This window comes from Croceicoccus mobilis, assembly GCF_001661965.1.
GTDB classification, from domain to species: Bacteria; Pseudomonadota; Alphaproteobacteria; order Sphingomonadales; family Sphingomonadaceae; genus Croceicoccus; species Croceicoccus mobilis.
In genome coordinates this window covers 16,034-28,274 of record NZ_LYWZ01000030.1, presented here as the reverse complement: position 1 = coordinate 28,274, position 12,241 = coordinate 16,034, and the positions used below count along the sequence as shown (strand labels likewise).

At 62.8% G+C, this 12,241-nt stretch carries 10 protein-coding genes; 4 read left to right on the top strand and 6 right to left on the bottom strand.

From position 1 onward, the window contains the following. The first annotated feature begins 1 nt into the window (after position 1). A complete protein-coding gene (locus A9D13_RS19440) occupies positions 2–931 on the top strand; it encodes a transglutaminase family protein (protein ID WP_066777795.1) in 930 nt (309 codons plus the stop codon). A gap of 4 nt (positions 932–935) precedes the next feature. On the opposite strand, the gene proC is transcribed toward A9D13_RS19440, so the two are convergent. After that, positions 936–1,790, bottom strand: coding sequence for a pyrroline-5-carboxylate reductase (proC, locus tag A9D13_RS19435; protein ID WP_066777794.1), 855 nt, complete (start codon positions 1,788–1,790; stop codon positions 936–938). A gap of 186 nt (positions 1,791–1,976) precedes the next feature. Between proC and putA the strand changes: the two genes are divergently transcribed. After that, a complete protein-coding gene (putA, locus tag A9D13_RS19430; protein ID WP_156522198.1) occupies positions 1,977–5,615 on the top strand; it encodes a bifunctional proline dehydrogenase/L-glutamate gamma-semialdehyde dehydrogenase PutA in 3,639 nt (1,212 codons plus the stop codon). Positions 5,616–5,709: 94 nt separating this feature from the next. Here the strand turns inward: putA and A9D13_RS19425 are convergent, their stop codons facing one another. The 5 genes from A9D13_RS19425 to A9D13_RS21005 form a co-directional block, all read right to left on the bottom strand. Further along, a complete protein-coding gene (locus A9D13_RS19425) occupies positions 5,710–6,090 on the bottom strand; it encodes a hypothetical protein (protein ID WP_066777792.1) in 381 nt (126 codons plus the stop codon). Between the two features lie 61 nt (positions 6,091–6,151). Further along, complete coding sequence (locus A9D13_RS19420; RefSeq protein ID WP_066777789.1) at positions 6,152–6,562, bottom strand: roadblock/LC7 domain-containing protein; 411 nt, start codon at positions 6,560–6,562, stop codon at positions 6,152–6,154. Beyond that, positions 6,559–7,125: a GTP-binding protein gene (locus A9D13_RS19415; RefSeq protein ID WP_066777786.1), complete on the bottom strand. Its 567-nt coding sequence runs from the start codon at positions 7,123–7,125 to the stop codon at positions 6,559–6,561. The genes A9D13_RS19420 and A9D13_RS19415 overlap by 4 nt, the downstream gene beginning before the upstream one ends. 4 nt (positions 7,126–7,129) lie before the next feature. Then, positions 7,130–8,299, bottom strand: coding sequence for a hypothetical protein (locus A9D13_RS19410; RefSeq protein WP_066777782.1), 1,170 nt, complete (start codon positions 8,297–8,299; stop codon positions 7,130–7,132). Positions 8,300–8,661: 362 nt separating this feature from the next. Next, the gene (locus A9D13_RS21005; protein ID WP_156522197.1) at positions 8,662–10,524 is read right to left on the bottom strand and encodes a hypothetical protein; all 1,863 of its coding nucleotides are present in this window, start codon (positions 10,522–10,524) and stop codon (positions 8,662–8,664) included. A 280-nt stretch (positions 10,525–10,804) separates the two neighbouring features. Here A9D13_RS21005 and A9D13_RS19395 point away from each other — a divergent pair, with 280 nt between their 5' ends. Together A9D13_RS19395 and A9D13_RS19390 are read left to right on the top strand one after the other, a co-directional pair. Next, on the top strand, positions 10,805–11,149 hold the full coding sequence (locus A9D13_RS19395; RefSeq protein ID WP_066777775.1) for a group I truncated hemoglobin: 345 nt from the start codon (positions 10,805–10,807) through the stop codon (positions 11,147–11,149). Next, complete coding sequence (locus A9D13_RS19390; RefSeq protein WP_066777772.1) at positions 11,139–12,182, top strand: adenylate/guanylate cyclase domain-containing protein; 1,044 nt, start codon at positions 11,139–11,141, stop codon at positions 12,180–12,182. The genes A9D13_RS19395 and A9D13_RS19390 overlap by 11 nt, the downstream gene beginning before the upstream one ends. Positions 12,183–12,241: the final 59 nt, after the last annotated feature.

Genomic DNA, 12,241 nt, shown 5'->3' with positions numbered 1-12,241 from the left:
GATGAGCGAAACCGTAACCTATCGGGTCAAGCACACCTCGACCGTATCCTATGCCGCAGAGATAGCGCAGGCCCGCTTCAACCTGCGCCTGCGCCCCTATCGCTGGCCTGGGCAGGTCATCCTTGACGACAGCCTTACCGTCGACCCCACGCCCGCCCTGATGACGGAGGCGGACGGACCCTATCTCGTCAATACGACACGGCTGCAATTCACGCAGCCACTGCACGAACTGACGGTGACGAGCAGGTTTCACGTCGCGATCACGCAGCCGCCTCCGCCGCAATCGCCGCTCACCATCAGCCAGCTGCGTGAGCAGGCGGTGCTATCCCGCGATCTGACGGTGCGCTCGCCGGCGCCTTATCTTTTCGCCTCGCGCATTGCGCAGCTCGATCCCGATATCGCCGACTGGGCCGCGCCCATGCTGCAGCCGGACTGCAACATACTGGATGCAGCGTACGCGCTGAACCATGCCGTGCACGAAAAGATCAAATATGTCTCGGGAAGCTCGAACAGCCGGACATCGCCCGCCGATGCATTTCGCGCCGGTCGCGGCGTCTGTCAGGATCAGAGCCATGTGATGATCGCCGCGCTGCGCAGCCATGCGATCCCGGCGGCCTATGTGTCGGGCTATCTCAATACGCTGCCCCCGCCGGGAGAGGAAAAGCTGGTCGGTGCCGACGCCATGCATGCATGGGTGGCGGTCTGGTGCGGAGAGGGAACAGGATGGGTCGCGTTCGATCCGACCAATGACCGGCTGGCCGATACCGACCATGTCACCATCGGCATGGGACGCGATTTCGCCGATGTCTCGCCGATCGACGGCGTGTTCATCGGCAATACCATCCAAAAGCTGAAATACGCCGTCGACGTGCGGCGCGTGGATGAGGACGAGACGGAAGAAGCAGGGGCCCAGGCCCCCGCTCCTTCGTAAACGATCAGTCCTTCGCCAATTCGCGTGAACGGTCGGCGGCAGCGTTCACCACCTCTTCGATCATCGTCCTCAGCCGGTCGTCGGTCATCATGACCGACAGGCCCGCGGCCGTCGTGCCATTGGGGCTGGTCACGTTCTTGCGCAGCTGCGTCGGATCCTCGTCCGCCTCGCGCGCCAGCTTGGCCGCGCCATAGACGGTCTGGATCGCCAGCTCCTCGCTCAATTCCGGCGGAAGACCGGCTGCAGCACCCGCTGCCGACAGGCTCTCGATGAAATGGAAGACATAGGCCGGGCCCGAACCCGAAACGCCGGTGACCGCATCCATCATGGATTCTTCTTCGACGAAAGCGACCTTGCCGCCAGCCGACAGCAGGGTTTCACACTGGGCCTTGTCGGCATCCTCGACCTTTTCATTGGCGACGCAGACCATCATCCCTTCGCCGATAAAGGCCGGGGTGTTGGGCATGCAGCGAATGACCGAAGGCTTGCCGCCCAGCGCCTTTTCGATGGTCTCGATCAATGTGCCGGCGGCGACGGAAACGAATGTCGTGCCGCGCGTCGCAAAACCGCGATAGCTTTCCAGCACCTTGGCCATCACCTGCGGCTTTACCGCCATGATCGCCATCGCCGGGGCCTCGCCCCCGGTCATGTCCTCTGCCGAGGCGTGGACCGATGCGCCGGTGCTGGCAGCCCGCTTCCTGAGGTCATCGTTAGGTTCGACGACATCGATGCGATTCGCCGGAATTCCCTTTTCGATCCAGCCGCGCAGCATGGCAAAGCCCATGTTGCCGCAGCCGACAAGCAGCACGCGTCCGTTCGATTGCGCAATCCGGTCTGAGCCGGTAATTTCCGTATTCATAGGTCCTCTTTTCGGTCGAGTGTCTGTCTTTTCGGATCGAAGTGAGCCGCAAGCAGTTGCAGCTAACATAAAGACATGATTTGGCCACCCTTGCTGGCCTTGCAAGACCGGCGCCCGAAATTAGCGCCCTCCCATGGAGAGGGGAAACACCGCTCAGGCGGACACTGGCCCCGACGAAAGGAAACAATGCTCGAAACGACTTCCGAATTGCGTGACCCGTTCGCCCGCTTCGCACCCCCCATCCGCGAAGCCAGCGATCTGAGAATTGCCGTGACCGAAGCCTATCGCCGGGCGGAGCCCGAGTGCGTGGCCGAATTGTTGCCGCAGGCGGAAATGCCGCCGCATCTTAAGGAAGAGATCGAGCGCACCGCCCGCGCCCTCGTCATGAAGGTCCGCAAGAAGCAGACCGGCTGGGGCGTCGATGGGCTGATGCACGAATATTCGCTGTCGAGCGAAGAGGGCATCGCGCTGATGTGCCTTGCCGAGGCATTGCTGCGCATTCCCGATGCCGGCACGCGCGACGATCTGGTCAAGGACAAGATCTCGCGCGGGAACTGGCGTTCGCATCTGGCGCCCGATCACTCGCTTTTCGTCAATGCCGCGACCTGGGGCCTTGTCGTCACGGGTGAACTGACCGAACGTACCGACGAAAACAATCTGGCCGCCGCGCTGAAGCGCCTGATCGCCCGTGCGGGTGAGCCGGTGATCCGCTCGGGCGTGCGGCTTGCCATGGAATTCATGGGCGAACATTTCGTCGCGGGCGAGACGATCGACGAGGCCATGCGCCATGCGCGCGGCCCCGAAGGGCGCGGCTTCACCTACAGCTATGACATGCTGGGCGAGGCTGCCGTCGATCTGAACGATGCGGCCGAATATTATGCCGCCTATGAAAAGGCGATCCATGCCATCGGGCGCAAGGCGGGAGGCAAGCCCATCCATGCCGCGCCGGGCATTTCGGTCAAGCTGTCGGCCCTGCACCCGCGCTATCAACGTGCTCAGGCAGAACGCGTCATGAAGGAACTGCTGCCGCGCGTCCGCGCGCTGGCAGTGCTGGCGAAATCATACGGCATCGGCTTCAACATCGACGCCGAGGAAATGGACCGCCTCGAACTCTCGCTCGACATCATCGAGGAACTGACGCTCGCGCACGAGCTTCAGGGCTGGGACGGCCTTGGCTGCGTGATCCAGGCCTATAGCCGCCGCTGTCCCGCCGTCATCGACTGGGTTATCGACCTTGCCAAGCGGGCGGAGCGCCGCATTCCGGTGCGGCTGGTGAAGGGCGCCTATTGGGACGCAGAGATCAAGCGCGCACAGCTTGAAGGCCTGCCCGATTTCCCGGTCTATACGCGCAAGGTCCACACCGACCTTTCGTATAACGCCTGCGCGCGAAAGCTGCTTGAAGCGCGCGAGCAGATCTTCCCGCAATTCGCGACGCATAATGCGCAGACGCTTTCGACGATCTATCACCTTGCTGACGAGATCGCTGGCCGCGAATTCCAGCCCGGCGATTATGAATTCCAGTGCCTGCACGGCATGGGCGAGGAACTCTATGACGAGGTCGTGCCGAAGAAGAAGCTGAACCGCCCGTGCCGCATTTATGCGCCGGTCGGCACGCATGACACGCTGCTTGCCTATCTGGTGCGCCGCCTGCTGGAAAACGGGGCGAACTCGTCCTTTCTCAACCGCATCAACAATCCCGATGTGCAGATCGACGATCTGGTCGCCGATCCGGTGAAGGAAGTAAGCGAAATGGAGCGTCCCGGCTCCATGCATCCGCAGATCTCGCTGCCGCTGGCGATCTTCCCGATGCGGCTGAATTCGGCAGGCATCGACCTGTCGGACGAGTTCCAGCTGGCCGCGCTGACCGAAGCGTTGAAGGCGAGCGCGGAGCATGACTGGGTGGCCGGCGAAGCAAGCATCGGCACCGCGCGCGATGTCACCAATCCCGCCGACCGCCGCGATGTCGTGGGCGTCAGCCATGATCTCTCACCCGATGACGTCAAGTCATTGTTGAAGGATGCGGCCAATTCGCACTGGTCGGAAACCCCGGTCAGCCAGCGCGCATCGGCCCTGCACCGCGCCGCCGACACCATGCAGGCGCGCATGGGCGAACTGATCGGCCTGACCATCCGCGAGGCTGGCAAGAGCGTGCCGAACGCCATCGCAGAGGTGCGCGAGGCCATCGACTTCCTGCGCTATTACGCCAATCGCGCGGTCGAACATTTCGGGCATGAGCAGCAGCCGCTGGGCCCGATCTGCGCGATCAGCCCGTGGAACTTCCCGCTCGCCATCTTCACCGGCCAGGTCGCAGCCGCGCTGGTCGCCGGTAATCCCGTGCTGGCGAAACCGGCTGAGGAAACTCCGCTGATCGCCGCCGAAGCCGTGCGCATTTTGCACGAGGCCGGCATCCCCGACCATGCGCTGAAGCTGGTGCCGGGCGACGGCAAGGTGGGCGCAGCGCTTGTCGCTTCGGAAGAAGTCATGGGCGTGATGTTCACCGGCTCGACGCAGGTCGCGCAGCTGATTCAGAAGCAGCTGTCAAAGCGTCTTTCACCGGCGGGCAAGCCCATTCCGCTGATCGCGGAAACGGGCGGCATCAACGCGATGATCGTCGATTCCTCCGCGCTTGCCGAACAGGTGGTGCGCGACGTCATCGCCAGCGCTTTCGACAGCGCCGGTCAGCGTTGTTCGGCGCTGCGCCTGCTGTGCATTCAGGAAGATGTCTATGATCGCACGCTGGGCCTGCTGAAGGGCGCGCTGGCGCAGCTCTCCATCGGCCAGACGACGAAGCTTTCGAACGACATCGGTCCCGTCATCACCGATGACGCGCTGGAGATCATCGAAAGCCACATCGCCGAAATGGAAGCGGCAGGCCACGAGGTGTCGCGCAAGAAACTGCCCGCAGGCGTCGAGCACGGCAGCTTTACCGCGCCAACCATCATCGAGCTGGATTCGACCACCGAACTGACCCGCGAAGTATTCGGTCCCGTGCTGCACGTGACGAAATTCGCGCGCCACGATCTGGTCCCGCTGGTGAATGAGATCAACCTGTCGGGCTATGGCCTCACATTCGGCCTGCACACCCGCCTTGACGGCACGGTCGCGCAGGTGGCGCAGGTGATCGAGGCGGGGAACATCTACATCAACCGCAACCAGATCGGCGCGATCGTCGGCAGCCAGCCCTTTGGCGGGCACCGCCTGTCGGGCACCGGACCCAAGGCGGGCGGTCCGCTTTATCTGGGTCGCCTCGTCAGCGCGCCCCCTGCCCTGCCGATGGCGATGTCGGACCCTGCTGTCTACATGTTCGCCAACTGGCTGCGCATGCGCGGCGAGCTGAGCGCGGCAAGCGTGGCGCTGGCGCATGCCGAACAGGGCGGGCTTGGCTATCGCGAAGTGCTGCCCGGCCCCGTGGGCGAGCGAAACGTGTATGAGCTGCGCAATCGCGGCCATATCCTGATCCGCCCGAAGACAGAGGCAGGCTTTTACCAGCAGCTTTCGGCGGTCCTTGCCACCGGCAATACCGCTGTGCTGGAGAACATGGATTTCGCCGCGAACCTGCCGCCCGAATTGCGCGAGCGGATCGAGGCCCCAAGCCACACGCCGCTGGCAGGCGCGCTGGTCGAAGGCGATGAGGAAGCATTGCGTTCGGCGCTGGCCGAATTCGCCGAAATCGACGGGCCGCTGGTGCTGACGCAATCGGCGACCGAGGCGGAATGCGCCGAGCCCAAGCCCGCCTATGTGCTGCACTGGCTGCTGGAGGAGGTTTCGATCTCTACCGATACGACGGCGGCCGGCGGCAACGCCAGCCTGATGACGCTGGAATAAGCGGCCATCCAACCAATGAAACAGGGGCCGGATGCAAACTGCATCCGGCCCCTTTTCATTCGGGCCCGCCGTAATGGCTGAAGGCCCGAGGCGATTACACGTCCAGGGCGCGATCGCAGTCGGCGCACTTGAGGCGGGCCAGCGCCAGGTTCGATTTTTCCTTGTCGAGGACCAGGTAGATGAACACGGTCGGACGGCCCGAGATCGGACGGATGATGTGATACTGGCTGGTCAGCGTGATCAGGATGTCGTCGATCGCATCCTTGGTCAGGCCCAGAGCCTTCATGGTCTTGAGCTTGGCGCGCACCACTTCGGTGTTGCCGGCGCCGGCGACGTCGAGATCGAGGCCCGAACCGTCCTTGCCCAGCACCATGCCGCTTTCCGAATCGACGATCGCGGCAGCCTTCGCACCATCGATGCTGAGCAGCTCGCTCAGGGTTGCCTTGATGCTCGTCGAATCAATAACAGTAGCCATTGTCATTTCCTTCCTTAAGCGGTGGTCCAAAAACAAAAGAGAGCCCGCCCACTCCCCATCGTCATGCGGCGGCAGCAGCCACCGAAACCTGTGCCATGTCATTGGCGGCGAGACGCGCCACCGACAGGGCCTTGCCCAGCGTTTCCGCCGAGTCGAAATGTGCTGCGATAACAAGGTCATACCCCGGAACACGCAGCTGGATCACATAGCCCGAGGGCGCAGCGATGATGATGTAGTCGCAGGTCCCCATCTTGAGATCGCGGGCGACCGCATCGCCCAGCGCCTGCATAGAGGAGGCCATGGAGGCGACCCGTCGCGTCTGCTGCGCATCGCCTGCGATGCTGGCCACCTCGAAACCGTCGGTGGTGAGGATCGTCGCATATCCCAGCGACTTCGAATGCGAACGGAACGTCTCAAGCGCCGCACGGGCGTGCTCGACGACGACCGGGTTCTTGTGAAGCTTGTCGCTCACGCTGCCTGCTCCTGCTGATAGGCCAGTGCCGCCCGGCTCTCGATATTGGCGATGAGCGAGAGGAGGCACGTTTGCATGTGATTGCCGTCGCGCGCATCGACGGTGAAAACGGGGATGATTGCGCCGGATGTCGATTTCGCGATGGTCTGCGCATAATCGCCAAGCGAAGGCCCCTCGGCGATATCGGCGCGGGTGATGCCCACCACGATGCCGCCACGTTCGTGAAGTTCCGCGAATTCCTCCAGGAATTCGGCCAGCTGGCCCAACGGGTCTGCCGCGTCATTATTGACCAGCAGCACCAGTCCGACCGCGCGTTCCATCAGGATGCGCCACATGAAATCGAACCGGCGCTGGCCCGGCAGGCCGTAAAGGCGCACCTTGTCCTCGTCTCCGATGGTGATCTCACCATAATCGAGCGCGACGGTGGTCGTGTCCTTGTCGGCGGTTTCGCGATCGGTATTCGCCGCCTCGGTCGAGATCGTCTCGATCTCCGACAGGCTGCGGATCGCGGTGGTCTTGCCTGCACACATCGGCCCGGCAAAGAGAATGACGTGTTCTGCCATGGCCTTAGAGTCCCATTTTCCGGATGAGCTTGCCGAACAGGCTTCCCGAGGAGCGCGTTCCCACCCCGGTTCCGGCCACCGGCGCGGGCACGCGCGGGGCCGGAGCGGGTTGGCGCTCGATGTGGAGGAGACCCATCAGGCTGAATGCGTTGAGGATGCCCGCGGCCTTTTGGAACGGCACGCCCGAAAGTAGCGAAAGCTCCTCTGCGGTCAGCAGGCCGTTCCCCATGGCAGCGGTCATCCGCATGTGATCGATCGAATGGTCGAGCACGGTAAAGTTCGGCCACTGCACGAGGCGGCAGCGGTCTTCGGCGCACAGCCACGGCGCCAGCCCGGCGCCCAAAGCGCGCGTGCCGATGAACCAGAGCAGCCGTTCGAGCGGCTGCCCCTGCGGCAGACCCTGTCCCGGCTGCGCCAGCGTGGCGCGCAGCACGACCTGGTGCGGCTGCAGCGGGATCGAATCCGGAAAGCCTGCGCACTGAAAGCGGCGGCCCGGGAAATCGATCAGGATCGATTCGGCGTGCGGCAGGTTGATGCGCGCCATTGTCGGCACGCGGGTCTGCAGGATGGAATAAAGCGCGATCGAGATATCGGCCCAGCTCTCGCCCACCGTTTCGCTGCCAGCATTGGCGCTGGCGGCGACACCGCGTTGCGCCTGCGTGGGCGGATAGGGGCGCGGCGCCTGCTGCGCGGCGATCTGCTGCTGATACGAAGGGCCGAGCGCGGCGAACTGCGGATGCATCTGCGGCGCCGGGGCAGCGGCAGGAGCGGCCTCGGCCATCTCCACCGCGCGCTCTTCACCGGGCTGCACCTCGGTCACGCCAGTGACCTTGAGGCGGCCATATTCGGGCGCGGGAGCGGAGCTGTCGAGCTGGGCCTCAGCATTGCGCAGGAGGCTGACGATAGCCTCATGGCTCAACGGGCGGCGCAGCAGGAACGGGCCATCATCCGGGCAGTCGGCATCGACGATCCGGGCAACGATCTGCTCATCCATCGCCTCGACGGGCAGGTTGCCCGATGTGATGATGAGGTCGCAGCTGTCGTTGTAGAGCGCCAGCCATGAGGCTTCGCCATCGGCGAAGGCCTTCTCCAGAATGATGTTCACTTTGGCGCGGTCGACGATGTCGAGGCCGATGAGACCAACCGTATACCGTGCCTTTACGAACGCGAGCATTGCACCAAGCTCCCACCGTAGGCGATTACCGCCGGGCCAAGGTTCGGTCCGGCTTCTTCACCTCTCCACTCTAGGGGGGGCGCGGCTAAGCAATGATGAAACGGCATGGATAAAACTGGATTAATTATAGTTTCTCGGGAACATTGCCCTGCATCACGAAAGTATGTGCAAGTAACTGTATTGGAGGCAACAAACGCTATTATAAATATAATGTGCAATATTCAAAAAGCGTACATTGCAAGGTTTCCAGATGCATCAATCGCGCTCAGGAAAGGTCCTTAAGGAATCGCCCGCAGGCTTGACCAGAATGCGCATGAGCAAGGGATGTGCCCGGCCGGCCAGGTCCCGCCGGGCACATCGGGTCAGAGAGCGGACCAGATCTCGGGACAGGGGACCGCTCCGGCCGATCCTTTCCGGTAGATCCTCGCGCGCATCTGAAACTTGTCGCCGCCCCACGTCTGATTGGGACCTGCCGAGATCATGACCCTGTCGCCTGCGGCCAGATCGATATTGGCACTGAACTGCTTCTCCCCGCTCGACAGGAACCCGGTCGCCACGGCAGAGCCATTGCGGTTGATCGCGACATCGATGCCATCGCCATTGGCTTCCTTGGTGAAGCAGGCGGTGACGGTGACCGACACCGCCTCGTCCGATTTCCACTGCCACAGCACGCGCATCGGATCATTGCCGTCGCGCGCCGGGATCGCGCGATAGGGGCCAAGATAGACCACCGCATCCCAGTCGCTGCGATAGACGCCGTCGTACCAGTTATTGACCCAGTGCAGTTCATTCATGTCGCCAGCCGCATTGCGCGCGAAATAGCGCCACTCGCCGGTGCCGAATTGCAGCAGCGTATCGGCCAGCGTCGAACTGCTGCCCACATTGCTGATCGAGCCGCCGACGAACATGACGGGATCGTCGCTGACCTGCAGGCTGGATTTGTTCGTAAGCGGGTTGCCCAGCATGTCATAGGCCGCCGACGCGCCCGAAACGGAAATCGTACGCGGCGTGCCCCAAACGACGGTCGCGCCCGTGCCGAAGCGATAGGCGAAGAGCCCCGGATCGCCCAGATCCAGCCGCACCGGATTGCCATGCGGCAGCAAATGCGTCGCCACCGCCTTCAGCGCCTTGCCCTGCTTCTTCAGCGATGAGCCGTTGTAGAGGCCGAGATTGGGAAACCAGCTTTCTTCCAGCAGCGCATACCACGTCGCGCCCTTGACGCCCTGCTCTGCCATCATCGTCGCCGACATGATCGCCTGCCCGGCAGACAGGTTCTGGTCGGCATGATCATGCGCCCATTCGGGGATCCAGATTTCCTTCGACCCGCCGCCATGGGCAGACATGGCCGCGCGCAGCTTCTTCAGTTCGAAATCCATGCCCGCCGCATATCCCTGATACGGATGCACTGCGACGCCATCGACATAGTTCAGCATGCCTGCCCCAAACAGCCCCTCAAGGAAGCCGGTGCCGATCATGTTGGTCGATCCGCCCAGGATCGAAATGTCGGAATGGGTGCCGCCCATGGCGGACTTGATGTCTTTCAGCATCGCGACATAGCTGTCTTCGAGGTCATAGCCCGATGGATAGGACAGCCCCGTCCCGCCGCCGCCATTGATCTCGTTCCCGATTTCGAACGCGGCGATGCACGAACCGTAGTGATCGGCCAGCGCGCGGATATATTTGGCGAATGCCTGCCGCCCCGCCGCCGAATAGACGTAATTGCCGCCATCATAGAGCGGGTTCTTGAAATGCTGCGTCATGATGATCTTGGTGCCGCTGGCGCAGACCTGATCAAGTTTCTTCGCATTGGCTGTGGTGAGGTCGATCTGCCCCTTCACCGTTTCGGTTTCCGACCAATAGAGGCTGTCGCGCAGCAGATTGAAATTGAGCGCCTGGTTCTTCGACAATTCCGATACCGGCCAGCCTTGCGCGAAGTGGGTCGCCGCGCCCAGCATCATCGTGCCAGCAGGCGCCGATCCGGCACTGGTCGTCGTTGTCGGTGTCGGCGTCGGCGTGGGTGTCGGGGTCGGCGTAGGCGTGGGAGTGGGCGATGGTGTGGCCGTTGGCGTGGCGCCCGTCGTGCTCTCGCTTACCGTTGCGACGGCAGCGGTACCTTCCGCTTCACCGCCTCCGCAGCCGGCCAGCGCCAGCAGCGCCGTTCCCGCCATCAGGTGACCAGCCCATTTGCTGCCAGCCGCCCAACCCGTCATCGCATATTTCGTCATCGTCCCGCCTCGCGCCCCACGAGTGTCCCCGCACAGCCGGATCCCCGCGGCCGTGATCGAGTGACAACGCTTTGGCTCAAATAGTAAATTTCGGCTTAATGGCCCGGACCGATTTCCCCCTGTGCGGGGTGGATGGAGGCCGGGATGCGACAGGCGGCGCTAACCCATTGTGGTTATCCGTAATTAACCCAAACGCGAAAGCGATTGGCCTCCCCTTCCCGGCTGCTATAACCACTGCCCGGGGTCGCATCTGGGGGGAGGGACGCGCTTGGCGCAATCCATGTTCGAGAAGTACGGCGGCTTTGCCGAAGTACGCAAAGTCGTGTCGGCCTTTTACGACGAGGTGCTCGACGACAATCTGCTGCAGCGCCATTTCGTGGGCGTGAACATGCGCCAGCTCATCGACCACCAGACGAAGATGATCTCCTCGCTGCTCGGCGGCCCGGCCCATCTGTCCAAGGAGGAACTGGCCCGCGCCCATCGCCGGCGCGAGATTACCGAGGAGGACTACGACCGGCTATGCGACATTCTTGACGAAACGCTGGACGATGCAGGGTTCGAGGACGCCGACCGCGACGCCGTGGTGCGCGAGGTGGAGAACTTGAGGTCGTTCATTGTCGAGTGACAGCCTGACGCCTGCGCAGATCGCCTGCGCCGCGCTGTCCGCGCCGGTTGCGCTGGCCGATGCCGACAGCCGCCTGATCCTCTATGAAAACGCCGCTTTCTTCGAACTTTTCCGTAAGCCCGAAGTGGAGAGCGACGCGCTTGCCGAACATCTGACCCAGGTCGACTGGGACAAGGCCGAACGCCGCCTGTCGTCGGGCCGTGCGTACAAGGCCGACATCGACCTTGGCGGCGATACGCGCAAAAGCCAGCAGCAGGTTGAATTGCGTTTCATCGAAAGCGGCGGGCAGCGCTTCCTTTTGGCCGAGGGCCGCGATGTCGCCAAGCAGCGCGAGGCGGAATACATGCTCGACAGCTATGCCCGCATGGCCGAGAAAAACGCCAAGGAACTGAGCCGCGAAAAGGAGCGGGTGGAAAAGCTGCTCCTCAACCTCATGCCCCGCACCGTTTACGAGGAACTGCGCGACTACGGCACCACCACCCCCGAACGCTATGACGATGCCAGCGTGCTGATGCTCGACTTCGTGAACTTCACCGAAATGACGGTCGCGCGCGAACCCGGCGCCTTGGTCAGCGAGTTGAACGACATCTTCAGCGCCTTCGACCGCATTACCGAGCTTTACCAATGCGAGCGGATCAAGACGATCGGCGATGCCTATATCGCGGTGGCGGGCGTGCCCGATCAGGGCGACAACCATGCCGTCCACCTTGCCCGCGTCGCTGTGCGCATGAAGCGTTTCCTTGAAAAGCGGAACGCTGCGCATTCCAATGTCTGGCAGTTCCGCATCGGCCTTGCGCGCGGATCGCTGATCGGATCGATGGTGGGCATCCAGAAATATGTCTATGACATCTTCGGCCCCGCGGTGAACCTTGCCGCACGGATGGAGCAGCTGTGCGATCCGATGGGGATCACCATCTCGCAAGGCTTTCGCGATGCCCTCGACGACAGTTTTGCCACCAGCGAGATCGACGAGCTGGAGGTAAAGGGCTTCGGCAAGCAGCGCATCTATTCGCTCGATTTCGAAAAGCGCTGAAGTTTTTGTGGCAATTTTTTTGGCCCTGTGACCTGCGGCACAGTCGGGGCGCGGCCCCT